Annotated in this window: 27 protein-coding genes; 6 read left to right on the forward strand and 21 right to left on the reverse strand. The window is 40.6% G+C overall.

Annotated elements, in window-relative coordinates:
* Positions 1-139: 139 nt before the first annotated feature.
* From GJU41_RS19130 to GJU41_RS19140, 3 genes are all read right to left on the reverse strand, one after another.
* On the reverse strand, positions 140-1,216 hold the full coding sequence (locus tag GJU41_RS19130) for a DNA alkylation repair protein (RefSeq protein WP_070875647.1): 1,077 nt from the start codon (positions 1,214-1,216) through the stop codon (positions 140-142).
* 323 nt (positions 1,217-1,539) lie between these two features.
* Positions 1,540-3,258: an assimilatory sulfite reductase (NADPH) hemoprotein subunit gene (gene cysI / locus GJU41_RS19135; RefSeq protein ID WP_070875648.1), complete on the reverse strand. Its 1,719-nt coding sequence runs from the start codon at positions 3,256-3,258 to the stop codon at positions 1,540-1,542.
* A gap of 26 nt (positions 3,259-3,284) precedes the next feature.
* On the reverse strand, positions 3,285-5,099 hold the full coding sequence (locus GJU41_RS19140; protein WP_070875649.1) for an assimilatory sulfite reductase (NADPH) flavoprotein subunit: 1,815 nt from the start codon (positions 5,097-5,099) through the stop codon (positions 3,285-3,287).
* Positions 5,100-5,357: 258 nt separating this feature from the next.
* On the opposite strand from GJU41_RS19140, the gene GJU41_RS19145 reads away from it, so the two are divergent.
* Positions 5,358-6,263 (forward strand): LysR family transcriptional regulator, encoded by a 906-nt coding sequence (locus GJU41_RS19145; protein ID WP_070875650.1) that lies wholly within the window; start codon positions 5,358-5,360, stop codon positions 6,261-6,263.
* A gap of 234 nt (positions 6,264-6,497) precedes the next feature.
* Here GJU41_RS19145 and GJU41_RS19150 read toward each other — a convergent pair whose 3' ends face one another.
* The 3 genes from GJU41_RS19150 to GJU41_RS19160 all read right to left on the reverse strand — a co-directional run bounded on the left by GJU41_RS19150 (position 6,498) and on the right by GJU41_RS19160 (position 8,183).
* Positions 6,498-6,845, reverse strand: coding sequence for a hypothetical protein (locus GJU41_RS19150; RefSeq protein WP_070875651.1), 348 nt, complete (start codon positions 6,843-6,845; stop codon positions 6,498-6,500).
* A 143-nt stretch (positions 6,846-6,988) separates the two neighbouring features.
* Positions 6,989-7,285, reverse strand: coding sequence for a hypothetical protein (locus GJU41_RS19155; RefSeq protein WP_070875652.1), 297 nt, complete (start codon positions 7,283-7,285; stop codon positions 6,989-6,991).
* A 28-nt stretch (positions 7,286-7,313) separates the two neighbouring features.
* Positions 7,314-8,183: a cation diffusion facilitator family transporter gene (locus GJU41_RS19160; RefSeq protein ID WP_070875653.1), complete on the reverse strand. Its 870-nt coding sequence runs from the start codon at positions 8,181-8,183 to the stop codon at positions 7,314-7,316.
* Positions 8,184-8,503: 320 nt separating this feature from the next.
* Between GJU41_RS19160 and GJU41_RS19165 the strand changes: the two genes are divergently transcribed.
* Positions 8,504-9,688, forward strand: coding sequence for a M14 family zinc carboxypeptidase (locus GJU41_RS19165; RefSeq protein WP_070875654.1), 1,185 nt, complete (start codon positions 8,504-8,506; stop codon positions 9,686-9,688).
* A 218-nt stretch (positions 9,689-9,906) separates the two neighbouring features.
* On the opposite strand, the gene bioB is transcribed toward GJU41_RS19165, so the two are convergent.
* Positions 9,907-10,905 carry a biotin synthase BioB gene (gene bioB / locus GJU41_RS19170; protein WP_070875655.1) on the reverse strand — a complete coding sequence of 333 codons (999 nt, stop codon included), beginning with the start codon at positions 10,903-10,905 and terminating at the stop codon, positions 9,907-9,909.
* A gap of 271 nt (positions 10,906-11,176) precedes the next feature.
* Here bioB and GJU41_RS19175 point away from each other — a divergent pair, with 271 nt between their 5' ends.
* Entirely contained in the window at positions 11,177-11,449 is a 273-nt protein-coding gene (locus GJU41_RS19175) for a hypothetical protein (RefSeq protein WP_070875656.1), read from the forward strand.
* Positions 11,450-11,609: 160 nt separating this feature from the next.
* Here GJU41_RS19175 and GJU41_RS19180 read toward each other — a convergent pair whose 3' ends face one another.
* From GJU41_RS19180 to GJU41_RS19225, 10 genes are all read right to left on the reverse strand, one after another.
* A complete protein-coding gene (locus tag GJU41_RS19180) occupies positions 11,610-12,494 on the reverse strand; it encodes a peptidylprolyl isomerase (protein WP_224771217.1) in 885 nt (294 codons plus the stop codon).
* A 150-nt stretch (positions 12,495-12,644) separates the two neighbouring features.
* Entirely contained in the window at positions 12,645-13,679 is a 1,035-nt protein-coding gene (locus GJU41_RS19185) for a DnaD domain-containing protein (protein WP_083328129.1), read from the reverse strand.
* Between the two features lie 235 nt (positions 13,680-13,914).
* Positions 13,915-14,235 (reverse strand): hypothetical protein, encoded by a 321-nt coding sequence (locus tag GJU41_RS19190; protein ID WP_070875658.1) that lies wholly within the window; start codon positions 14,233-14,235, stop codon positions 13,915-13,917.
* A 200-nt stretch (positions 14,236-14,435) separates the two neighbouring features.
* Positions 14,436-14,756, reverse strand: a complete 321-nt coding sequence (locus GJU41_RS19195) for a hypothetical protein (RefSeq protein WP_224771218.1) — start codon at positions 14,754-14,756, stop codon at positions 14,436-14,438.
* A gap of 339 nt (positions 14,757-15,095) precedes the next feature.
* Positions 15,096-15,632: a DinB family protein gene (locus GJU41_RS19200; protein ID WP_070875147.1), complete on the reverse strand. Its 537-nt coding sequence runs from the start codon at positions 15,630-15,632 to the stop codon at positions 15,096-15,098.
* 146 nt (positions 15,633-15,778) lie between these two features.
* Positions 15,779-15,922: an ATP-binding cassette domain-containing protein gene (locus GJU41_RS24750; protein WP_083328093.1), complete on the reverse strand. Its 144-nt coding sequence runs from the start codon at positions 15,920-15,922 to the stop codon at positions 15,779-15,781.
* A gap of 24 nt (positions 15,923-15,946) precedes the next feature.
* Positions 15,947-16,300: a DUF2178 domain-containing protein gene (locus tag GJU41_RS19210; protein ID WP_070875146.1), complete on the reverse strand. Its 354-nt coding sequence runs from the start codon at positions 16,298-16,300 to the stop codon at positions 15,947-15,949.
* Positions 16,290-16,535 carry a helix-turn-helix transcriptional regulator gene (locus tag GJU41_RS19215; protein ID WP_070875145.1) on the reverse strand — a complete coding sequence of 82 codons (246 nt, stop codon included), beginning with the start codon at positions 16,533-16,535 and terminating at the stop codon, positions 16,290-16,292. Before GJU41_RS19215 ends, GJU41_RS19210 begins: the two co-directional genes overlap by 11 nt.
* A gap of 175 nt (positions 16,536-16,710) precedes the next feature.
* Positions 16,711-16,956 carry a DUF4304 domain-containing protein gene (locus GJU41_RS19220; protein WP_070875144.1) on the reverse strand — a complete coding sequence of 82 codons (246 nt, stop codon included), beginning with the start codon at positions 16,954-16,956 and terminating at the stop codon, positions 16,711-16,713.
* A 34-nt stretch (positions 16,957-16,990) separates the two neighbouring features.
* Positions 16,991-17,374 carry a hypothetical protein gene (locus tag GJU41_RS19225; protein ID WP_070875143.1) on the reverse strand — a complete coding sequence of 128 codons (384 nt, stop codon included), beginning with the start codon at positions 17,372-17,374 and terminating at the stop codon, positions 16,991-16,993.
* Between the two features lie 258 nt (positions 17,375-17,632).
* Between GJU41_RS19225 and GJU41_RS19230 the strand changes: the two genes are divergently transcribed.
* The 3 genes from GJU41_RS19230 (at position 17,633) to GJU41_RS19240 (ending at position 21,880) form a co-directional block, all read left to right on the forward strand.
* A complete protein-coding gene (locus GJU41_RS19230) occupies positions 17,633-19,009 on the forward strand; it encodes a sigma-54 interaction domain-containing protein (protein ID WP_070875142.1) in 1,377 nt (458 codons plus the stop codon).
* An 85-nt stretch (positions 19,010-19,094) separates the two neighbouring features.
* Complete coding sequence (locus GJU41_RS19235) at positions 19,095-20,426, forward strand: aspartate aminotransferase family protein (protein ID WP_139149049.1); 1,332 nt, start codon at positions 19,095-19,097, stop codon at positions 20,424-20,426.
* A 38-nt stretch (positions 20,427-20,464) separates the two neighbouring features.
* Complete coding sequence (locus GJU41_RS19240; RefSeq protein WP_070875140.1) at positions 20,465-21,880, forward strand: sodium:solute symporter family protein; 1,416 nt, start codon at positions 20,465-20,467, stop codon at positions 21,878-21,880.
* A gap of 57 nt (positions 21,881-21,937) precedes the next feature.
* Here the strand turns inward: GJU41_RS19240 and GJU41_RS19245 are convergent, their stop codons facing one another.
* Genes GJU41_RS19245 through GJU41_RS19260 form a run of 4 tightly spaced genes read right to left on the reverse strand, consistent with a single transcriptional unit; the run spans position 21,938 to position 25,329 of the window.
* Positions 21,938-22,582 (reverse strand): ABC transporter permease, encoded by a 645-nt coding sequence (locus tag GJU41_RS19245; RefSeq protein WP_070875139.1) that lies wholly within the window; start codon positions 22,580-22,582, stop codon positions 21,938-21,940.
* Positions 22,579-23,493 (reverse strand): glycine betaine ABC transporter substrate-binding protein, encoded by a 915-nt coding sequence (locus GJU41_RS19250; RefSeq protein WP_154319271.1) that lies wholly within the window; start codon positions 23,491-23,493, stop codon positions 22,579-22,581. The genes GJU41_RS19245 and GJU41_RS19250 overlap by 4 nt, the downstream gene beginning before the upstream one ends.
* A gap of 27 nt (positions 23,494-23,520) precedes the next feature.
* Positions 23,521-24,168 (reverse strand): ABC transporter permease, encoded by a 648-nt coding sequence (locus tag GJU41_RS19255; RefSeq protein WP_070875137.1) that lies wholly within the window; start codon positions 24,166-24,168, stop codon positions 23,521-23,523.
* A complete protein-coding gene (locus tag GJU41_RS19260) occupies positions 24,169-25,329 on the reverse strand; it encodes an ABC transporter ATP-binding protein (RefSeq protein WP_070875136.1) in 1,161 nt (386 codons plus the stop codon).
* Positions 25,330-25,427: the final 98 nt, after the last annotated feature.

A 25,427-nucleotide genomic window follows, 5' to 3' on the forward strand; every position in this document is an offset into this window, starting at 1 on the left:
CAGAACCCATTACAAAAAGCCAGCCTTTATCAAATCAAAGGCTGGCTCCTATAATCTCTAAAACATTATTAAATTAATTACTTCATTTATTGCCAGAAATCGTTCTTGTTTTTGCAGGCAACGAACTTATTTATCGATATTATCTAACCATAAAATCTTTCTCCGTTTTTACCACACCATTTACGATAATCGACAACGTATGTATTCCTTCATAATGCTTTCTTGTTGTTAAGTCCTTAAAATGATGAGTTTTTGAGATTATGTGGTTTTCTCCCTGCTTCATAATTGTTGATTTCAGCATAAAAACCTTTCTGTTACGCTGCCCTCTGGATTTCACATAATCAATCGCGTATTCTACTCTCACAGGAATCGTGCTTTCTGATGAAAGTTCAAATGTCATTTGAATGCTGTCTCCTATCTGGATTGTATCTGGATGAAGAGTTAGCCGGTCAATTGTTATGGGGCTGTCATCGGCATATCCAAATAAGGCAAGGGCTTGTCTGTTTCCTTTTTTCAGTAATGAGCGGCAGGCATGTTTGATGATCCAATCCGTCTTTTTATCCTTTCCGCTCCATTCTTTCGCAATTCTTAATACAATGTCAGCGTGGGTATAAGATATATCATTTAAATGATTGGCAACACTTTTGCGGACATATAACGAATCATCATTTTTCAGGTTTTCTAAAATCGGCAATGTTTGCTGCGGATTATCTTTTATTGACGGTACCGCTGTTCCCCAGGGAAGTCTTGGTCTGCTCCCTTCGCTCGCAAGTCTTCTTATATGCTCATTTGAATGAGTGGACCACGTCAGCATTTGGGCAAGCATTCGCTTTGGATCTTTTAGCAAAAACGGGCGGACTGCAAATTCTGATGTAGAGAATTCAGTGAAGTACGCTAACGCATGCATGGATTTCTCCCAATTCTGCAAACCATATTGTTCAACGTAATCCGGGAAAATGATTCCTCCAAGGCCGCTAAACTGCGGTGCAATTTTATATAATATCTTGAGAGCTTCCTCATAGTCATCAGGCAGGGAATGTTTCAAACCCCCTGTAATCTTTCTCATCCGCTGCTTTAACGTTAAATCCTCCCAGCCATCTTCAAAAAAAAGGGCCCGGAATTGTTCGGAAACAAATAAAGGGTATTCTTGTTCTATAGCAGAAATTAACCTTTCAATAAAAGCTTCATTATAAATATTTTTAAGTGCTTCAGCCATCGTTTCAACCTTCTTTTATAGGGAGTATTATCTAAACCAACTATACACGAACGTACATTCGTTTTCAATCATTCTTAGTTATTTCTTGTTCCTTACGAAGTGAAAAACATCCGTGTATTGAATGATTTTCTCTCCGGTAAGTATATGGATTTCATTTTTCCCCGGTTTTTGAAGCACCATTCCGACCGTTTGAAGACCTATATTTCAATGAATCCCATTTTATAGGGCATCATTCCGATCGCATGAATACTCGAGTTTAGTTACCCCAGACCGATCAGAGGGTTTTCATTCCCATAATAAAAAGACAGGAAGACCTGTCTTTATCAATCATGAAAATTAGTTCCATCTGTTACAGCTTTTACTACTCCTGCACGAACGACAAAGTCTCCGAAGTGCTCTTTTTCAGTCCGTTCTTTTGCATAGCGTGACAGAAGGACGCGAAGTTCACTTAATATCTCTTCTTCCCCGATGTTTTCACGGTACATCTTGCTCAGGCGGCTGCCGTCAAAAGCAGCCCCTAAATACATATTGTATTTTCCTGGCGCTTTGCCGATAAAACCAATTTCTCCAAGGGCATGGCGCGCACAGCCGTTCGGACAGCCGGTCATGCGAATCGTGATTTCTTCGTTTCTGAGGCCGTTTTCATCGACAATTGCTTCAATTTTATCGATCAGCACCGGCAAATAGCGTTCTGCTTCAGCCATTGCAAGACCGCATGTCGGCAGGGCTACACACGCAAGCGAGCTTCTGCGCAGGGCAGAGTAATGCTTTCCGTCAGTGAGACCATATCGATCAATCAAATCGCTGATCTTTTTCTTTTGATGGCTTGAAACATTGGAGATGATTAAGTTTTGATTGGCCGTCAGGCGAATATCACCTTTATGCACTTTTGCGATCTCACGAAGACCCGTCATCAGCTGGTACCCATCAAAATCTGCTACACGTCCGCCTTCTACAAAAAGAGTAAAGTGCCACTTGCCATCCATACCTTTTTCCCAGCCATATCTGTCACCGTTATTGTCAAAATGATAGCTCTTAGCTTCTTCAAGATTCCATCCCAGGCGGTTTTCAAGTTCTGCTTTCACCGCATCCAGCCCCAGGCGGTCAACTGTATACTTGAAACGGGCATTTTTGCGCACAGAACGATTTCCATAATCACGCTGAATGGTAATGATTTTTTCAGCAACATCGACGATTTGATGAGGAGAGCAGAATCCAATCACTTTTGCAAGCTGCGGATACGTTGCTTTGTCACCGTGGGACATTCCCATTCCCCCGCCGATTGCTACATTGAAACCTGTGAGCTTTCCTTCTTCAACGATCGCAATGAAGCCAAGATCCTGTGAAAAGACATCGATGTCATTTGAAGGCGGAACTGCAATCCCGATTTTAAATTTCCGCGGCAAGTACAGCGCGCCATACATCGGCTCAACTTCTTCTGTGTCAGGGGTTCCTGCTACTTTTTCTTCATCAAGCCAAATTTCGTGATACGCTCTCGTGCGCGGAAGCAGATCATCACTCAATTTTCTTGACCATTCATACACCTCAGAATGGATGTGAGATTGATAAGGAATCGAATTGCACATCACGTTCCGATTTACATCGCCGCAGGCAGCAATGGTATCGAGCATCGAAGCATGAATCTCCTGAATCGTCTGCTTCATATTCCATTTTAATATGCCATGCATCTGAAAGGTCTGGCGTGTAGTCAGCTTTAACGTGCCATTTCCGTATTTTTGGGCAAGATCGTCCATGACAAGCCATTGTTCAGGTTTTGCCACACCGCCCGCCATGCGGACGCGGAGCATGAATTGATAAGCAGGCTCAAGCTTCTGTTTTTGACGCTCATTTCGAAGATCACGGTCATCCTGCAAATAACTGCCGTGATGCTTCATCAGCCGGTTATCGTCATCAGGAATTCCGGCACTGATCCGGTCCTGCATGACCTCCTTCAGTGTACCGCGCAAATAATTGCTTCTTTCCTTAATATCTTCTACATCACTTGGCGGGCCATCCGGCGCTGTTAATAGTTTGTTCACCATGCTGAAATACCCCTTTCCATCTAAACTCAGTATACATCACGCTGATAGCGTTTTTGCTGCTGCATATCTGCAAGATACTCTTCTGCTTTTTCACGGCTCATGCCGCCTTCATTTTCAATAATCTCAAGTAGAGTGTTATGGACATCATGGGCCATGTTTTTTTCATCGCCGCATATATAAACAACCGCTCCCTCTTGGATCCATTTAAACAATTCTTTGCTCTGTTCAAGCATACGGTGCTGCACATAAACTTTTTCATTCGTGTCGCGGGAAAACGCAACATCCATTCTTGTCAGTACTTCGTTTTCAAGCCATTTTTGCCATTCTGTCTGGTAAAGGAAGTCTGTTACGAAATGCTGATCACCGAAGAACAGCCACGATTTTCCTTCTGCCCCTGTTTCTTCTCTTTCCTGAATGAAAGAACGGAAAGGCGCTATCCCGGTTCCAGGTCCAACCATAATGATCGGTGTATCCGGATTTTGAGGGAGCTTAAAATTTTGGTTCCGCTGTATGTAAACCGGAAGGGTATCTCCTGGCTGAAGCCGCTCTGCACATAAAATCGAGCAGACGCCGCTTCGCTTGCGCCCATGCGTTTCATAGCGGACTGCGCCAATTGTCAAATGGACTTCATCAGGATTTGCCGATAAGCTGCTTGCAATCGAATAAAGACGTGCCGGCATTTTTCTTAGAATTGAAACAAATTCTTCTGCAGATACATTCCATGGCCCAAAATCTCTGACTAAATCCAGCAGATCGCGTCCTTCAATGTATTCTTTTAATTTTTCTTTTTGTTCAGGCAATGTCAGCCCCTGTAATTCCGTATTGGAAGAAAACTTGGCTGCCTGCTCAAGCAGAGGTTTTGTTAAAACCGTGATTTCATAATGGGATATAAGTGCTTGTTTAAGCGGAAGGACATCTCCATTTTTATTAACGGTTATCTCTTGATTCGCATCCCAGTTCATCTCCTGAATCAGCAGGTCTGCCAGTGCTGGATCGTTTTCAGGGTATACGCCAAGACTGTCGCCTGGCTCAAACGAGAGCCCGGATTCTTCAAGGGACAGCTCTAGGTGGTGAGTTTCTTTATTTGAACCGCGGCCATTTAAATTAAGATTCTCAAGCACTTCTGCACGAAACGGGTTAGTTCTGGAATAAACGGATTCTGTAACCTGTAAAGATGATGTCTGTACAGATGATTCCTGACTTCCTCCCTGCTCAGTCTTTAAGCTGCCAAGAACTCCCTGAAGCCATTCTGCTGCTTGATCATCATAATCAAGATCACAGTCTGAGCGCGGATGAATCCGCGTGCCTCCAAGATCTTCAAGCTTCTGATCAAAGTCTTTGCCTGTCTGGCAGAAAAACTCATACGAGCTGTCACCAAGAGACAGAACGGAAAAGCTTAGGTCATCAAGCTTCGGCGCGCGTCTGCCATGAAGAAATTCATGAAACGAGAGCGCATTATCCGGCGGTGTGCCTTCTCCATGTGTACTTACTACGATAAGCAGGTTTTTAACCTTCTTTAGTTGATTCGGTTTAAAATCATTCATCGACGATATCGTCACTTTCAAACCATGTTCTGAAAGGGTTTTGCCTGCATTCTCAGCAAGAGCTTGAGCATTGCCTGTTTGGGATCCGTATAAAATGGTCACCTCTTTAGAGACGGCTGACTCACTGCTTTGTGCTGATGATTGAGTCTCGGGTGCTGTCTGAAGTTCCTGAGACTGGACTGCTGTCAAATACCCTGTCAGCCAGATCTTCTGTGTTTCTGACAGCGTTGGCAGAAGACGGTTAAGGAGCTCTGCCTGCTCCTGACTGAACGGACTGTTCGTTACCTGAAGTTGCACCGTTTCCCACCTCACAAAGAAATTTAACACTATTTCTACATCATTTTTAAGTAAACATCCAGTTTTTTTTAGAAAGAATGAATCATTTCGATTATCCCTATATATTAAGTTGGTTTTTAGGGTAAAATGATACATAACGATTTACCTTTTTCTCCAATTAAAAAATACTATTTCTACTTTACCCGAAAACAGAAAATTAGTAAAATACATTTAATTTATTGTTATCATTAAGATTACTAATCATAAGGTGGGCTTCTTTTGTATTATGACGCGTTAAAAACATTTGTTACCCTTGCAGAAATCAAGAATTTTACAAAGACGGCCGAAAATCTCCGCATGTCGCAGCCGAGCGTTAGCTTGCATATTAAAAATCTCGAAAAAGAATTTCAAACAACGTTATTTTTGCGCTCGCCAAAATTCCTGCAGATTACTCCGACAGGCGAGATTCTATATGATCGCGCAAAACGGATGATTACCCTCTACGAACAAACAAGACAGGATATTCTCGAGCATCAGAATTCAATAAAAGGAGAACTGAAAATTGGCGCGAGTTTTACCATCGGCGAGTATATCTTGCCTTCTTTACTCCTTGACCTTCAAACTGAATACCCGGAGCTCGAACTGCAGGTTCTCATTGGAAACACAGAAGAAATCATACAATCTGTCCGGATGCACCAAGTAGATATCGGCCTGATAGAAGGACAGACAAATGAAAAAGAGCTCTCTGTCCATCCGTTTATGCAGGATGAGCTATTTATTGTTTCCTCCAAAAATCATGAGCTCGCTTCAAAAGAAGAGGTAACATTCTCAGATCTTCAAAATCAGCCTTGGGTCACAAGAGAGGTAGGTTCAGGCACACGCGAATTCCTCAACCATGTGATCCGGACTAACGGATTAAAAGTAAAATCGCTTCTCACAATAAGCAGCAATCAAGGAATTAAGGAAACTCTCATCAATGGCATGGGTCTCTCTTTTCTATCCCAAAGTGTCATTGAAAGAGACGTACAAAATCAAAACCTTTCTATTATAAAAATGAAAAACCAGAGCTTCACACGAACATTGTCATATATTTATTCACCTGTTATTGAAGATAAAAAAATTGTTAAAACCTTTATAAGTGCCCTGCAGGAAAAATGGCCAAATGAAAAGCAAAAAAGGAATTAAATATGGGCATGTAGTGCAGTTATTGAAAAAAACTCAGTTCTTCGCGTATTTATGATTGTGTTGGGTGTCTTAATTGGTATAATAACCGCTGGTTTTATTGAAAGGGAGTTTCCACTAAGTTCTCTTTGTCTTGGCTGTTACTTATTTTAGAAAACAAAAGAATAAACAATCCCTTTAAATGAAATATGGCTTCTCTTTTTATTGGCACGTCCAAAAGAGAAGCATGTTTCATTTTTAATTAAGCAGGACAATCTCACTGGCATCTACTGTTCTGCTCTCCTTGCTCTTGCTTATTTTTTTCCGGTCGGCCAAAACAACTTTAATATCCAATCCTGTCGTGAAATGGCGAGCCTTCAGCTTTTTGCCATGATTGTCGGTAAAAACCGTTTGATCTGTCAGCTTAACTGTACATGGGTAGCCTGCTGTTTCCGAGTTCTTTTCATCCTTCAGCACCTCTTTAGAGCAATCCACTTCAAAATACCCCTTTTTAATATCACTGATTCGCCCTTCAAAAGATTTCGTTCCGGAGCAACTAACTAAGAAGATACTGATGGATGTCATAAGAAGAATCATTTTTCTCAATATGAAGCCCCCTTTGTTCAATCTATTTAGTTGTATAGTTCTCGTTTTTACAGGTCATTTCCTCTTGAATTCCATATTATTATCGAATTCATGTAAACAGACACTTCTCCACAATGAAAGAAGTGTCTGTTCTATTTCTATATTTAATTAGTCTCTTTTTTCTTAACAAATAAAGCTGTGATCAAACTCAATACAGAACTGAGCATCAAAGTAAGTGTGATATAAATCGTTAATAAAACAGTTTCTAAGTCCCGATCACTGCCGTTCATCCATTCAAGAATATATGGTGCAAGAAACACAGCAGCAGCAAAGATGGCGAGCGTAACTGGAGGAATCAGCCTTCTTGTGTAAGACATTTTCATTGTCCAGAATATGGATGCTGCGATGACGATAATCGGTACGCCAATACGGATCAAATTTGTAAGCAGTATGGAATCCAAAGGTTCTCCCTCCTTATCATATAAAAATTCAATTCGGTTCAACATGAACATGTACATTGTACACGTCATGCTTGTTCATTAAAATGTTTTCAACTTTTGTTGAAATATCATGTGCATCCCTAATATCCAAATTGGAATTGACAAGGATGACAATGTCTACGACTGTATTGTTTCCATAGTTTCTTGCTTTAATTTCTTTTACGCCTTTTACCCCGTACAGCGAGAGAGTCGTTTCTTTAAACGCCTGAATTTCCTGCTCATCAAATCCGTCCGTTAAATGATGAGAGGCTTCTCTGAAAATATCCCAGGCTGTTTTACAGATCAGAAATCCTACAACTACAGCAGCAAGTGGATCAAGCCAAGGAAGGGAAAATTGCGATCCAATAATGCCGACTGCGATTCCAATACTGACCCATGCGTCTGAAAGGTTATCTTTTGCAGCGGCAATAACTGCCTGACTTTTGATTTTCTCACCGAGTTTTTTATTATAGCGGTATACGAAATACATAATGACTGCACAGAAAACCCCTGTCCAAGCTGAAATGAGATCAGGAGATTCCTGTTTTCCTTCAAAAACAGACATGGCCGCACCATATAGAACTTGAAGCCCTACTGCCATCATAATGAATGAGGCAAGGAGAGAAGCCACTGTTTCCGCTTTCCAATGCCCATATGGATGGTCTTGATCTGCCGGCTTTTGAGATAGTCTTAAACCTATTAATACGGCTATCGAAGCAACGATGTCGGTCGCATTATTTAATCCATCAGCCTTTAAGGCTTCTGAATCGGCTGTATATCCAATCATGAGTTTTAAAGCAGATAAACACAGGTATGCGATGATGCTTATGATGGCGCCGCGCTCTCCCAGTTTTAAATCCGCATATTTTTGTTGTTCCATCCAAAAATCCTCCACTTTTTCATTCCTTGAACATCTTACCAAGTAAGGACTGAGTGGGTCTACAGCAACCTTTTTTCACAATTCAACAATAGTAATGGCAGTGAAAAAAAGTTTACTCAAGCTAAAAATTCTTCCTTCAGAAAACCTTTTATTTCGTGAGGCGAAAGAACTTCTGTTTACTAGGAAAATAGAATGGCAGAGATAACAAACTAAAGAATCATGTAGACCTAATGCGTCATTTTTGTCACATTACAAAGGATTGACAGTTTTTTGCAGAAAATTCTGATTGTAGTACAACTAATAAGAATGAGGTGACTGGATTGAAAAAGAGTGCATTAACGAAGATTTTAGGTACCGCTGTTTTAGCTTCAGTTCTTGTCTTCCCGCAGGCAGGAAACATAGAAGCCGCCAAACCATCTGCAGGCGAAACACTTTCAACACAGGGTTTTATTGATTATGCGGAGCTTAAGCAAAGGCTGACTCAAATTGAGCAGAGCAGCAGCGGAAGAGTTTCAGTAGATGTGGCAGGCCATACAAATCAGGGTCGTGAAATCTACACGGCCAGAGTCGGTGAAGGAGACAAGGTATTGCTCGTTCAAAGTGAAATTCATGGAAATGAAAAGACAGGAACCGTTGCATTATTGAATATTCTCCAAAACATCGGTTCAAGCAATTCGGCTGAAGCTAAGAAAATCCGCGAAGAGCTGACAATCGTCGCCATTCCTATGATGAATGCGGATGCGTCTGAATTAGACAGAAGAGGAAATGATTTAAGCTGGTCAGAGGTAGTGGAAAGATACCCGCAATTAAGTTCAGCCACGCCTTCATGGAACTATTATACAAGACTCCTTCAAGGTGATGACTATGCGTCTAACCCTGGTTTTGATGTTAACCGTGATTTTCACCCTGACTTAAACTACGTGCCAAATGCAGCTGATTTCCCTGGCGCTTCCAACAAACCGGGCTGGTACATAACACCTGAAGCTCAAACAGTTAGAGACGTGTATAAAGATCTGCAGGCAGAGTTCGGTAAAGTTGAAGTATTCATGGATCTTCATCATCAAGGCTTTCCATATGTAGGCGACACAGGAGAAATCGCAACAATGTCTATCTCTGCTCAGTTTGTTCCAGATCCAAGCTCGGCTGAAGGAGCAAAATATGCTCAATTTGCAAATGACTACAACTATGATTTCTCTAGACAGCTGAATGTTGCCGCCTATGATGCCCTTCAGGCCAAGGGAGATTCTGTCTTCACCAATATCTCCCTGTACCAGCAAGGTCTTGATCTGCCAGGAACAGCTTTAGGCTCATTTGCTTTAAATGGAAGCGGAACTGTCCTATTTGAAGTAAAAGGACAAACACAAAACTTTGGGCAAAAACAAAAAGGCATGCTTGTTAAAACAGTGGAAACTGGTTTAATGGGTATTATTGGCGGTTTAAGTGATGAATCTGTTTATACGCTTGATCCTGAAAAGTATGAAGCGATTCCAGAATCAACTTATTAAACTGTTTGATATAGCGAATTCGTGGGGTTTCGGAATTAATTCGTGGGGTTTCGGAATTAATTCGTGGGGTTTCGGAATTAATTCGTGGGGTTTCGGAATTAATTGGAGGGGTTTCAAAATTAATTGGTGCTCTTTCCGTTTTCATTTGAGGCCTTTCAATAATTCACCGTAATTGTGAACAAAAAATGGTCCCTCCACAATTTGGAAGGGACCATTTTTTATACAGTCAGCGCTTCATTTTCTTCAAAATCAAACTCTACTTCAAATCCTAAATCCTTCAGCATTTCATGGTCACTAGTACTTTCCTGGCCTTTAGTCGTTAAATAATCTCCCACGAAAATCGAGTTCGCAGCATAGAGCCCAAGCGGCTGCAGAGATCGAAGGTTCACTTCACGTCCCCCTGAAATGCGGATTTCTTTTGTCGGATTAATAAAACGGAAGAGCGCAAGTACCTTCAGGCAATAACGCGGATCAAGGTCGTCTGTCCCCTCAAGCGGTGTGCCGTCAATCGCATGAAGGAAGTTAACAGGTATCGAGTCTGCATCTAATGCTTTTAAGCTGTATGCCATATTGACGACATCTTTTTTCGTTTCTCTCATGCCGATTATGACACCTGAACATGGTGAGATTCCTGAAGCCTTGACGGCTTCGATCGTATCAACGCGGTTATCATATGTATGAGATGTAGTGATCGATTCATGATGTTCTTTTGATGTATTGATATTGTGATTGTAGCGGTCGACCCCCGCTTCTTTTAACCGTGTGGCCTGATTTGGCTTTAATAGACCCAGGCAAGCACATACTTTAAGTCCATATTGGTCTTTTATGTCTTTTACAGCAGATACAACTGTATCCAGTTCTTTTTCAGATGGTCCCCTTCCGCTTGCTACGATGCAGTAAGTGCCAACCTTCAAATTATAAGCTCTCTCTGCACCTGCAAGAATGCTTTCTCTGTCCATCATGCGATACTTTTCTATCGGCGCCTTTGAAATACTCGACTGTGAACAGTACCCGCAATTTTCCGGACACAGACCTGACTTCGTATTGATGATCATGTTAAGCTTTACTTTTTTCCCGTAATAATGCTTGCGGATCGTAAACGCACCTTGAAGCAAACTTAATAGTTCATCATCATCAGAGTTTAAGATACTCAGTGCTTCTTCTTCAGTTAATTCTTTCCCTTTTACTACTTCGTTTGCAAGTGTTAGCCAGTCCATGGTAATCCCTCCATCATTTCCTTCTCTTTTATGGTAAAGAATGTGGGGGATTTATGTCAACTTATTTTTATTATAGTTAACTTAAACATTGAAAAGGTTTTCTTTTTGTTCAAATCTCTATTCTAATCTGTTCTTATTTATTTGTTAAAATTAGATAATAATAGGATTATTTAGGAGGTTTATGCATGTTTAAACAGCATTTGAATACACCCTTCAAAAAAACTCTGGCCTTTTTTATATTTATCTGGCTTTACTTGGATGGATGATTTTTATGGCGGTTCATTTTACCTCAGTAAAAGATAACAAAGATTCCACTCTTCAATTCACAGAAGAACTGAAAAAATATGAAGAGAAAGAAAAACTTAAAGAAAAGAAGACTCTTCTATTTGAAGTCTCAAATGAAACGGCAATCCTTGCAGTAACAGCTGGTTCTATAGCAGACATTGTCATCGTCTTATTATGGGCTCGAAGGGAAAACTTAAAGAACGAAACAAATGGCATAACCGCTGAAAAATCAAGGTGGAGAGACAAGAAATGGTTTTGAAATATTGTTGCGATGGGAGTTGTGCAGCCCAAAAACAATCGCATGGTTGTAAATTGGAAAAATATGATTTTAATGGTGATTATCATCCATATTCTGGTTATTTTTCTTGTTCGAACAATTAATGCTTAACAAAGAAAAAAGGGGAATGCCCCCTCTTTTCTTAGCTTTCCAGTGTATTTTTGATATCGTATTCCTCTTTTTTCTCCTGAAGCCAGGCTGTATACGCCGTTTGCATCTTTTGATCAAACAATGTTTCTTTTATCTCTTCTTTCTTATCCTCAAACGCTGCATCTGCGGCAGCTTTCTTATCTGCAAATTTGATTATGTGATAGCCAAATTCTGTTTTTACAGGATCGCTGATTTCTCCTTCTTTCATCGCGAATGTAACTTCTTCAAATTCAGCAACCATTTCACCCTTTGCAAAGTAGCCCAAGTCACCGCCGTCTTCACTGTTGGACGTATCTGTTGAATACTCTTTTGCGAGCTCTGTAAAGTCTGCACCGCCATCAAGCTTTTCTTTCACTTCTTTTGCCTTTGCCTCGTCTTCTACTAAAATATGACTTGCTTTTACTTGCTCCGGCTCTGCAAAACTTTCTTTATTTTCATCAAAATAGGTCTTCATTTCGTCCTCTGAAATCTTAATTTCAGACTCAAGAAGCTTTTCAATTTTCAAATTTGTTTCCAGATCTTTTTTTACATCTTCAACTGTACTGCCGCTTGTCTCAAGCTGCTGTATAAAAGCTTCTTCTCCTCCGTAGGACGCTATTACCGTCTTGTATTCTTCTTCTACGGCATCGTTTGAAATCGTAATGTCTTGTTTATCTGACTCCTGCTCAATAATTTTTTCTGTAATTAAGTAATCGACAAGCTGGGTTCCGCCCTGATCGATTAAGAGACTATAAAGCTCGTCCTTGCTGATTTTTTCACCATTCACACTTGCGACTGCCTCCTCAGTGGCATAGGGAATGCCCCATCCGATTCCAACACCTAAAAACCCAGTCATTAGAAAAGCGTAAGTTAGCCTATTCTTCAAAACATTCTTCATGAACAAATCTCCTTTTAACCTGAAATTTCTCTTTTGCTGAACATAAATCCAATGATATCGTCCAAATATGAATAAACTATGAACAAATCAAGAAGAAGCTATTAAATCAGGCTGGTTTTTCACTTTTTTTAGAACAAAGCGGTTTGTCTTCTAAAGAAATAGTTTGTACGGTACATCCTCTTCTTCTCTGTTTATGTATCGTTCAATTCGGTCCCTAAGAGTCTGCACACTCTCTTTTTTGTCATCCTCCGGCTGTTCAATTTTAGGTTGCTGCAGCTGTTCTTTGAGCCAGTCTGGAACAGGTTCTTTCCGGATAATTTTCGGATGATTTCTTGTCGTGCCAGCTCTTTGTTGCTGTCTTACGTCATCGTGTGTTTTTATGTTCTTCAGCTTCCAGTCTGACAAAACTTTCACTGCATATCTCCAGCTGGTCGCATTATAGGCTTTAGCTGTCTTTAACGCCTCGATGATCATGCTGTCATCAAAATCGCTTTGCCACTTCAGCAAACTTTGAGCAATTTCCGGTTTGCATTCTCCAAATCCACTCTGCTCGAAGAATTCAATGATCTTATTCTCTTTTTCTTTTAAAATCTTTAAATTCTCTTTAAAGAAAGAGGTGCTCATTTTGTTTTTTTCTTGTGCTCTTTTTGTCTCGATCAGCTGCTCATTTTGTTCACTGGAGATGCTCATTTTGTCTTCTTGTGATCTTTTTGCTTCGACCAGCTGTTCATTTTGTTCACTGCAGGTGCTCATTTTGTCTTCTTGTGCTCTTTTTTCAGGCACCTGCTCATTTTGATCGCTGGAGCTGCTCGTTTTGTTTTCTTGTCCTCTTTTAGTTTCAATCAGCTGCTCATTTTGTTCCATAATCAATTTGTTCAGTTCTTCATATTGAATGGTATATTGCTTTGCCTTTGCTCCGCACCCATTTCCGCTTACATTCAGCAGCCTAAGATTTTCGAGTTTTTGAAGTGTTCGTCTGATTGTAATCAGCGATAAAAAAGGAAATTCTTTTTGCAGCTCTTCATATGTTTTGGTAATCCAGGCTGTACCATCGATTTTCTCCTCTGATCTGAGCAGCCAAAAATGAAACTGCTGCAGCAGGATACTTTCTTTTAACCCAATTTGACAGGCTAAACTTGGCTGTATCATCATAACCTGATCACTTACTAGTAAAGTTGAACTCATACTGTCACCTCAAATGAAAAATTCTGCCTATTTCTTTATACATCTGAGAACCGTTTAAGTAGCATAAAGCTTTGAAAACAATAAAAGGCTCAGAGTTTGTACTCCGAGCCAAAAATAATAAAAATGGTTACTCCGCAATTTTTCATAGCATTTTTTATTAATTGCCCAAGTTATGTATATTTAAGGAGCAATCCCACTTTGCTGCAACTGATCGTTGAATAAAGAAGGAATTACATCAGAGTGGTCCTCCTCCAGTGAGCAAGCCAATCATTTTATTAATGTGATAAAATCGACTCTTTTTCTTGATGTCTTCAGATAAAGGAATCATTTTATAGTGAAAAATGTTTCCCAACGATTGTTCATGGTAACGGTATTCTCCCATTTGGTTAAAATGCGTTCCAGTGGATAGAACAAAAGATCGATTTTCTTTAATGATAGAAATTTTAGCAGAAGAATAATTGATTGTGTTTCCTATTCCTTCAATTTCCTCGATGACTCCTACTGCATCCCCAGCTTGTAAGGCATTTAACCATTCTAAATAAGGTACTTTCTCCATTTCCCTTTTGCTCCTTGGCATTTTTATTTAATAGAATGACTGCAATAAAAAGTATTAATAATAATACGTTATAAATACCTATTAGTTTCAAATCCATAAAATTTTTTTAACAAAAGGGACGATTAAATGCCCACGTTAATGATAAACAGTGCATTAAATAACGGCCCCAAATTAATCTAGTATTAGTCTTAAGACTCTAGTTAATGTGTCGTTGAATAAGCAGCAAGATAAAAAATCATAAATATACTAAAACTACTTAGAAAGATTAGACTTAAATAAAACACAATTCTCCAAAATCGCCCTAGGAAGTATATATTCACTAAAAAATAATAGATAATAGCACTTCCAAAAATAAATAATAAAAATCCTTTATATTCATTCGAAGGAATTGGATTTGATACGCTTGTTAAAGCTGAACCTCCAAAAATGAATGCACCAATTACATTTAATAACTTTCTCAAACTCATTACTTTTTTGGTTACTATTTCAACATTTCGAGACGTTTGAATTTTAGTTTCCAATAATATCCCCTCACTCCTTAGTTTGTTTAATAAATACCTTTTTCAAGAATCCTGTTCTCTAATTCAATGAGAAGATGCGTCACTTTGTTAAGCAATCGACCCCCAATGTGGGAATTCTGCGTAAAAAAGGTTGAACATTATCGTTTAAACAATACTCAATTCTCTGTCTGAATTTTCGCCGAGTGACCATTTTAAAAGCTTCATTTTCTATAGGATGCTGCCCATAATATTAAAACAATTCAACAAGAAGGAGCGTTAACCCTTCTTCGGTTAACGCCCCTTCTATGGATTAACGGGCGCAATCCAATACTTCAGAATTGCGCCAGCGGAATATACAAATTATTCCCGCTCCTTTGGCCAAGAGCCTTGTTGTTTGCGAATTAATACAATTTGCCCTGTATGATATACGTTGTGCAAAATTTGACGAGCCAGACCCCCAACATGTTCCTCGTCCAGCTGGCGGTCATTAAGTTGCGCCAGTGACTTTCGCAAATTCCCACCAATTAGGCGTGTTTCTGCCATGACAGCCTTCCATTTTTCAGAATCTGCCGGGTCACCGATATCTCCAAATGTATTCACTGCCAAGATCGCCTTCCATTTAGAATCTGCTGGTTCCCCGATATCTCCAAATGAAGTCTTATGATTAGATGCCTTTTTTCTAGGCGTTGTGTCATTGATTTGTCTAACAAGCAGGGCGTTGTAATAATTAAGATGATTCACAGTTTGCCAGATTGTATTCCCTCCTCCAGGGGGCTGCCAGCTTGCATCTGTGGAATTTAAACCCTCAAGAGCAGATTCTAAAGGTAAAAACCAGGTCTCAGTATCCCAACTAAAGTCAAATTCCATGCGAAAAATATCCATCAGTTCCAGGTTCATTTGCTTTCTCCCCTCACCTCAAGTTATTAATATCCAGATATTACGAATAGCTAAACCTTTGTCTTATTACTGAATAGCTTTGGTTCCTCTATCAAGTATCCTGCCTGATGATTGTCTGCAACTGATCCATCATATGTTTGAATGGTCTAGGTTATAATCTTCATCAGGGTACTTTTGCCAGCGCCGTTTCTTCCAATCAGACCAACGATTTCTTCTTGGTTGAAATCTAAAGAGAGATCTTTTAAAACTTCAGAGCCACTATATATCTTAGTAATTGAGTTTACAAGCATTTCACAATCCTCCCGTTAAGTTCTTTAGTTAATAAAATCTTTTTTATATCGGACAGCCAGATAGATTCCTGAAGCAAGGAATGCAAGAGAATATTTGTATAAGAAGAAAATTTGCCACATATATTCTTTCGGGAAAATGATGTCGCACAAAATTAATGCCCATAAAATTATGAGGGCACTTTTTAAAAATATGTGCATTGTTCTTTCGTCAGCTTTACCCATTTTTCTTTGAAATACATAGGTTAGAATCCCTCCGACTAAAAGCAATACAAAACCGCTTCCAATGAGGATATTCCAATTTGCCGGAGAGTGTTCAGCCCAGGACCTTAAAGAATGAAAAATTGAGTCATGGACATCTGAGATAAAATTAATTTTCATTTTGATCATTTCCTTTCACATAAGTAAAAATATCGTTTACATCAACTTTAAAAAATTCCGCAATCCGAAAAGCTAACAGCAGAGTCGGAACATAATTTCCTTTTTCCATTACGAAGATGGTTTGTTTGGAAACCCCGACTTTCTCTGCTAATTCTTGCTGAGACATTCTGGCAAGTACACGATATTCATAAACCTTATTTGATATTGAATCACCAAAATCTTTCTTCACGACCATCACCTCTTGAATCAAATTATAAACTTTTTTTCACAAAAAGCAAAGTAAACTTATATAAAGTTATAAAATAACTTTATTTTCGCTTGGAATAATTTGATTTAACAAGAGCCAGAATGCAGAAAGAACCTGACGAAATTCATGATTCCGTCAGGTTCACATATCGATCTGGTGTAATTTATGGTTTTTGGTGGTGCATTTTATGATATTCAGTGGTGCAAAATCCTTCTTCCTCCCTTGAAGTTGCTCCTAGCCTAAATCTTTTATCCATATTATGAGCGGTAATCTTATTTGATGGTATCTCCTCTCCCCAAGATGAAATAATTCCCTGACTAGGACAAGATGCTAATTCAACAACAAAAGAGCCACCCCACTTATTAAACTGAAATGTAATTAAGTCTATATTTGCTTCATTACATTGCAAATTGAATATTCTCCTCCAATAAGAACCCGTTAACTTAATTTACTCGGGTGAAAAAAAATCGAATGACTTTCCTGATCACCAAAATGAATAAGAATATAGCAAATAGGTTGATCAACAGCCCCAAGATTCCTCCAAAAAAACCTAAATGGCCAAGCATACTTCCCAGAAACAGCCCGGCAATCCCTCCATACAGCAATCCTCTCATGATTCCTCCCCTGGCAGGATTGGTCCTGCGGTTCCTAAAGTTCGAACGGGGAGCATCAGGCTGATTGTAATTGCTGTTAGGATTATAGCGGCGTTTTCCTCCCTTAAAAGATTTTGCGCTAACATAAGATGTATTCTTCTCCATCACGCTGTCTCCAACTGGTGTAAACACAAGAGATATCATTAAAACTAATGCAGTCAGACATTTAACCATTTTCCCGAGTCTCCTTCAATTTTGATCAAGTATATTGTTTCCTTTTAAACTCAATCAATTCGGTTAAGAAAATCCACTATAGAGAGCAGCAAAATATAAATCACAAAATGAAAATCAAACTTAATAGGACTTTTTATTCGTTCATACCTTTTGTCGTATTCAATCCTGCGGAATCCTGCTATAATTATTCAAAAATGAATAAATATTCAGATATGAATAATTTTTCTTATATTCATTCAATGAAAGGATGAATTTCAGATGACGGCTAGGGCAAATTGGAACGAAAATGAACAAATTCTTCACTCTCTAAAGGATGATATTCTTGTAACGAATTTAGATGGAATTATTATAAAAGTTAGTGAGTTTACCGGAAAAATCTACGGGGTTGAGTCTGATAGTTTAATTGGAAAATCCGTCTATGATTTGGAGGCACAAGGGCTGTTCACACCTATTTTGACTCCAATTGTTGTAAAAGAGAAGAAAAAAATTACGTTTGTTCAAACAACGAATAAAGGAAAAAAGCTATTGGTCACAGGCATCCCTGTCTACAATGAAGCAGGCGAACTCTACAGAGTAGTCAGCTATTCACACGATATTACGGAACTTGCAGATTATAAAAATTTTCTTATCACTATGGAAGAAGAAATGGAACGGGTAAAAACCGAGCTTGATCTTTTGCGGAGCAGACAGCTTTATGATGCGGGGATCATTGCAAAAAGTGAAGCGATGCAGAAGGTGATCAGCACGTCCATTCAAGTTTCTGAAGTCGATGTAAATGTACTGATACTTGGAGAATCGGGAGTAGGAAAATCTCTGCTTGCAAAATTTATACATAATAAAAGTGAACGGAAAAATGGACCATTCATTGAGGTCAATTGCGGCGCTGTTCCTGATACCCTGGTAGAAGCAGAGCTGTTTGGCTATGAAGGCGGATCCTTTACGGGGGCTAATCGGAAAGGCAAAATCGGCCTGATTGAACTATCTGATGGAGGAACTCTTTTTTTAGATGAAATTGGCGAGCTGCCTCTTGCGCATCAGGTAAAAGTATTGAAGGTCATTCAGGAAAAGCAGTTTTACCGAGTTGGCGGAACAAAGCCGATTCACGTTGATTTCAGGCTCATTTCCGCTACAAATAAAGATTTACAGAAGGCTATCGAAGAAAAATTATTCAGGGAGGATCTGTACTTTAGATTGAACGTTGTGCCGATCACCATTCCCCCGCTCAGACAGCGGACAGAAGACATTGTGCCGCTCATTCATTTACTTCTAAAACAATTTGAAGAAAAATACAAGAAGGAAAAGACGCTCGATGAAGCTGTCACACATCACCTATTGCACTATGACTGGAAAGGCAATGTCCGTGAATTAATTAATATTCTGGAACGTCTGGTTGTGATTTCTCCCTCTTCCCTAATAACTGTTGACCATCTGCCGGAATACATAAAAGCTGCTGTCCCGCCCTCTCCTTTTCCTATAGATGACCATCAGACCTTATCAGAAATGATGGATGCAGTGGAAAGGCAAATTCTATTAAAAGCCAGGAAAAAATATAAAACCACAGTACGCATGGCAGAGGCTCTTGGCATCAGTCAGCCGTCAATTGTTAGAAAAATGAAAAAACATCAGATTCTTTAACTCTCTTGGCACGGTTCTTGCAAGTGTTTAAGTATAAGCAGATTACTTATTAAACATGATGAAGGATTGATCAAGGAGGATGAAGATGGAGAAGAATTGGAGTCATTTAGTTGCAGAAATGCCGGATTTATTAGCGCCGAGCATGGCGAAGGATCACCCGAATCTGCCAGTTGTAAAGGCAGAAGGCTGCTACTACTATGGGCTGGACGGCAGAAAATATTTGGATTTTACATCCGGAATTGCGACAGCCAACACAGGACACAGACATCCGAAAGTAGTACAAGCCATCAAAGATGCCGCAGACCAGCTGATGCATGGACCATCAGGCGTCATCATGTACGAATCGATTTTAAAGCTCGCAAAGGAATTAAAGCTGGTTCTTCCTGAAAATCTCGATTGTTTTTTCTTCGCCAACAGCGGAACGGAAGCAATTGAAGGCGCGATAAAACTGGCGAAGCATGTCACTAGAAGACCATACGTTGTTTCATTTATCGGCTGCTTTCATGGCCGTTCGCTTGGCGCATTAAGTGTAACAACCTCTAAAAGCAAATACCGTAAATTTCTGCAGCCGAACGGACTTGCATATCAAGTTTCTTATGCCGATATATCTGGCTGTCCAAATGGAGCTGATCCTGAGGTTTATTGTACGGAGAAATTAGAAAAGGATTTTGAAACCCTGTTTAATCATCAAGTAACACCGGAAGAAGTCGCCTGCATGATCGTGGAGCCTGTCCTTGGCGAAGGCGGATATATCGTCCCTCCTAAAAGCTGGCTGAAAAAAATTCGGGAAATCTGCAGCAAACATGGTATCCTCCTTATTTTTGATGAAGTCCAAACAGGCTTCGGAAGAACCGGCGAATGGTTTGCCGCGCAGGCATTTGATGTTGTGCCTGATATCATGGCCATCGCCAAAGGCATCGCTTCAGGTCTTCCATTGAGCGCTACAGTAGCCTCTAAAGAGTTAATGCAGCAATGGCCGCTTGGCAGTCACGGCACGACGTTCGGAGGCAACCCGATTGCATGCGCAGCTGCACTGGCAACCTTAGAAGTACTGAAAGAAGAGAAGCTCATTGAGAACTCCAAAAATATGGGCAAATATGCAGTGGAAAAGCTGAAATTTTTGCAAAGAACCTCCCCTGTAATCGGAAGTGTGCGCGCAATCGGTCTGATGATCGGGATTGAAATTGTGGACCCTGTAACAGGAAAACCGGACGGGGAAGCGCTTATGTCCATTTTAGACCGCTGCCTGGAAAAAGGAGTGCTGTTCTATTTATGCGGAAATCATGGCGAGGTCATACGGATGATCCCTCCGCTCACCATCAGCAAGGAAGAGATTGATCATGGTCTCCATGTATTAGAAGAAGCCGTTTATGAGTACCAAAGCTCGCGTTCAACAAAAGCATTGCTGAATTCTTAACTATTCTTCCAGTTCGATAAAAAAAGGAGGTTTTTCATATGCAGCTGATCGATACGCTCGTGGTTTTAGTGTATTTTGCAGTTTTAATAGGTGTAGGGGTCATCGGTTCCAAAAAGGCAAAAACATCGGAAGATTTTAACCTTGCCGGCCGGAATCTCGGAATGTTCATGTATCTCGGCTGTCTCTCTGCCGTTATTCTTGGAGGCGCTGCAACAATCGGAACAGCTAAACTTGGTTATATTTATGGAATCTCAGGAATCTGGTTTGTGACCATGATTGGCCTTGGCATTATCATTCTCGGAACTATTTTTATTAAAAAAATCGATTCTTTGAAAATCACAACCATCAGTGAGCTGCTTGGAAAAAGATATACATCAGAAACACGTCTGCTAAGTGCAATTGTAGCTGCCATATATACTTTAATGGTTGCTGTCACACAAGTGATTGGAATGGGCGCAATCATCAACGTCCTTCTGGGCTGGAATATTACGACGTCCATGCTTGTTGGCGGCGGAATCGTTCTTTTCTACACCATCCTCGGCGGAATGTGGAGTGTAACGGTTACGGATATCATCCAATTTGTTGTGATGACCATCGGAATCTTTTTCATTATGCTGCCGATGAGCATCTCAAAAGCGGATGGCTGGGGCAACCTCTTGACCCAGCTCCCTCAGACTCACTTCAGCTTTGCATCAATCGGCTATCAGCAAATCTTTCAATACTTCCTGCTTTATGCACTGGGCATGGTCGTATCACAGGATATTTGGCAGCGCGTCTTTACAGCTAAATCAAATAAAATTGCCCGAAGCGGCTCCATCTTTGCAGGATTCTACAGCATCGCCTATGCTCTTGCGGGAAGCATCATCGGGATGTGTGCATTTATCGTCATCCCGTCTATCAGCAATCCGCAAAACACCTTTGCAGAAATGGCGATTGCCATTCTTCCCGCCGGAATTTTAGGACTTGTTCTGGCAAGTGTCTGCTCAGCTCTTATGTCAACAGCGTCTGGAACGCTGCTGGCGTCAGCTACACTTATTACAAATGATATTTTAAAGCAGTATTTCATGAAAAATATGACCGATAAACAGCTTTTGAGAGCATCCAGAATCACGACGCTGATCGTTGGCTTAATCGCCATTACCTTCTCGATTTGGATTCAGGATGTCTTAGTGGCTTTAGATGTTGCTTACGCTATTTTGTCAGGTGCTATCTTTATCCCGCTCGTCATGACCTTCTTCTGGAAAAAAGCGACGCCGAATGCTGGTTTTTATTCGATTTTGGTCAGCACGGTCGTTGTCCTTGCCGGCCTGTTTTTTGAAGGCCTTACATCGACAAACCCGATCATTTACGGAATGTCTTCAGGATTTATCGTATTAGTCGGAATCTCTTACATGACGAACTATAGAAAAAAAACAAGCAATGTGGAGTATTTGAAAGAGACAAAGCAATTATAACGAAACGATTAATCAAAAGAAGATCAGCCCCTCAAAGGAGCTGATCTTCTTTTCTTTTTATTTCGCTGTCCGCACACTCATCCTCTTCTCCATCTTTCCTAAAACGATATCTGCAAGAATCGCCAGAATGGAAGCTGGAATGGCACCGACATAGATTCGAATGTCATTCCTGGAGTTGATTCCTGCGAAAATTTCACGTCCGAGCCCGTCACCGCCTACAAATGGAGCAAGGGTCGCAACCCCGATTGCGATGACTGCAGCAATTCTTAATCCAGCCATGATGAATGGCATGGCAAGCGGCAGCTGCACCTTTGTCAGAAGCTGCATGTAGGTCATGCCAATCCCGTGCCCGGCTTCGGTCAGAGATGAATCGACCTGCTCGAGTCCCACATAGGTATGCCGGATGATCGGCAGCAGGGAATAGAGAAACAATCCAATGACAACTGTATAGAACCCAAGTCCGAAATATTGCATCAGCAGCGCCAGCAGTGCCAGACTTGGAACGATTTGGATTATGTTCGCCACTGATAAAATAACGGGCGCAAGCTTCTTGTACCTGCTGCACACAATGCCAAGGAGCGTTCCTGCGATCAATGCAAGCGATACCCCGATGATGACCATGAGCAGGTGCTGTCCGGTATAAAGAAGCACCAAATCCATATTTTCGCCCATATAAGTAAATAGTTCTTTAAGAAATGTCATTTCGTTCCCTCCGATTCGTTATTCAGGAGGCCTTTTTCCGCCAGGAATTCTCTTGCCACTTCCCGTTCGTTTCGATTATTTATATCAACCTCGTAGTTGAGCTTCGTGATGGTTTCCTCATCAATCTCTCCGACCAGTTCATTCATAATCGGCTTAAGCTCAGGATGTTTCTCCAATACCTCATTTCGTGCAACCATAGAGGCATCATAATGAGGGAAAAATCGTTTGTCATCTTCTAATGTTTTTAAGTCATATTGAATCAGCCTAGGGTCAGTTGAATAAGCAAGAACAACGTCCACCCGGTCATTTGCAACGGCTTCATAGACTAAATTGATATCCATTGAATAAGATTGTTTGAAGTCAAATCCGTAATGCTTGATAAAGGCAGGATAACCATCCTGTTTCCGTTCCATCCAAGAGGAATCGACGCCGAATTTCATCTGTTCCTGATTTTTTTTCAAATCTGATACCTTTTGAAGACCTTTTTCTTTTGCAGTCTGCTCCTGAACAGTGAGAGCATAAGTATTTTCCCAGCCTAGCGGGTCAAACCAAGTAAAATCATAGTGTTTATCAAAGCCTGCCTGCGCCTGCTTCAGAACTTCTTTGCGGTCTGTCGTCTGCTTTACAGGAAAAAAGTTGCTGAAGATGACACCGGAATACATAAGCGCCATATCCAGGTCGTCTCTGCTCATCGATTTTAAAATCATTGGATTTGAGAGCAGATCAGGTGTAATATCTACGGTTAAATCTGTCCGATCTTCAATCAGTTCTTTATAAATCGCAGCCATAATCTTTGTTTCGGTATAGGTTGCTGCGCCGATTTTAATGGTTTCTTTTGAGCTGCACCCTGATAAAATCGAGGCACATGCCATGAAAACTGCCAGTGCAGAAATGATAATTGCTTTCCTCATTAAATGTCTCCTTGTGTTCCCTTATTTCTAAGCTGTAAGCCCGTTTCTTTTTTTACTGAAAAAACCTAAAACGACATCAACAATAACAGCGAGAATGATGGCACTTACCGTTCCAGTAAAGATAAGAAAATTATCGTTGTTTGACATTCCCGCTATAATCAAATCGCCAAGTCCTCCTGCTCCAATCAAAGCAGCAAGGGTTGTCCAGCTGATAATATAAACAGTCGTTAAGCGGATTCCTGATAAAATGTATGGAAATGCAAGCGGCAGCTCTATTTTAAATAGACGCTGAAACGTCCCAAACCCCATTCCTCTTGCTGCTTCTACAATGCTCGCGTCTACTTCTCTGATTCCTGAATAGGTATTGCGGAGAAGCGGAAGCAATGAATATAAAAAGAGAGCAAAGATTGCCGGCTTCATGCCGATGCCCATCAGCGGAATCAGCATTGCAAGCAGCGCAATGGTCGGAACCGTCTGAAATACATTCACAAGACCAAATACGAAGCTGTTTAATGGGCCTTCTTTTACTCTGGTCAGCAAAATACCCGTTGTAATTGCCACAAGGCAGCCAAATAAAACGGCAAGCCCAACAATTGTAAGATGTTCCCCTGACCTTGCCAGAATATCTGGGTACCGTTCCTGCAGAAAGGAAAAATAGTCCTGAATGAGTTTCATTTAAACCACCTCATCTGCATAAGGAAATACTTCAGCCATTAATCGGACCATGCTTCCTCTCGTGATCACCCCGACAAACTTGCCGTTGCCGCCAACAACTGGGACATAAGGCAGGTTATGCTGGCTCATTAAATCAAGAGCGAATGTGAATGGGCTGTCAGATGGAACGGTATGCGCGAAAGGCATCATGACATCTTTCAGCGTCTTAGTTTCATCTCGATATTGGCCTAATAGATTCAGGATTGGCGCATATCCAAGCAAGTTGCGTTCACGGTCAATCACAATCAGGGAATCCACCCGTCTTTGCTCCATAATTTTAAGCGCAGCGGCAAGCCCTCTTTCAGGGTATGCTGTTGCAGGGTTATCAATCATGACTTCATTTACAGTTGGAATGTCTTCAGGATCTATCGAAAAACTTGTTTCATGAAGCTCTTTTAAACGTTTTTTTCCGATGAACTCTTTTACAAAATCGTTTGCCGGATGGCGTAAGATTGAGTCTGGCGATCCAACCTGGATGACCTCTCCATCTTTCATTAAGATGATGTTATCCGCAATTTTAATGGCTTCGTCCATATCATGAGTAACAAACACGATGGTCTTTTTTAACTCTTCCTGTAAATTCACCAGCTCTGCCTGCAGCTGATCACGGCTGATCGGATCAAGTGCACTGAACGGCTCGTCCATCAAAATGACATCCGGCTCTGCTGCCAGTGCCCGAATAACCCCTACTCGCTGCTGCTGTCCCCCGCTCAGTTCACTTGGATAACGGCTGTGATATGTTTCAGGATCCAAATTAACCATCGAAAGCAGCTCTCTCACTTTCCTTGCAGTCCGTTCCTCTTCCCATTTCAATAAACGCGGTACGACTGCGACATTGTCGGCTATGGTCATATGCGGAAAAAGCCCGATGCTTTGAATGACATAACCAATTTTTCTGCGGAGCTCTACAGGATTTATCTTGGAAATATCCTCATTATTTATGTATACCGTGCCTTCAGACGGTGTGATCAAACGGTTAATGAGCTTCATGGTTGTTGATTTACCGCACCCGCTAGGACCGATCACCACATGAATTTTTCCTGCTTCAAGTTCAAGATTGATATCCTTTAATGCTTTAAAACCATCAGGATATTTTTTTGTAATATTTCTAAGCTGAATCATTACATGTCTCCTTCTCTTTTTAGACTAAAATTGTTTTTTTCCCCTTATGTTTATTCCCTTATGAAAAATGCTCAAACATTCATTTTACTTTTTGTCAG

Source organism: Metabacillus idriensis, assembly GCF_009674765.1.
GTDB classification, from domain to species: Bacteria; Bacillota; Bacilli; order Bacillales; family Bacillaceae; genus Bacillus_P; species Bacillus_P idriensis.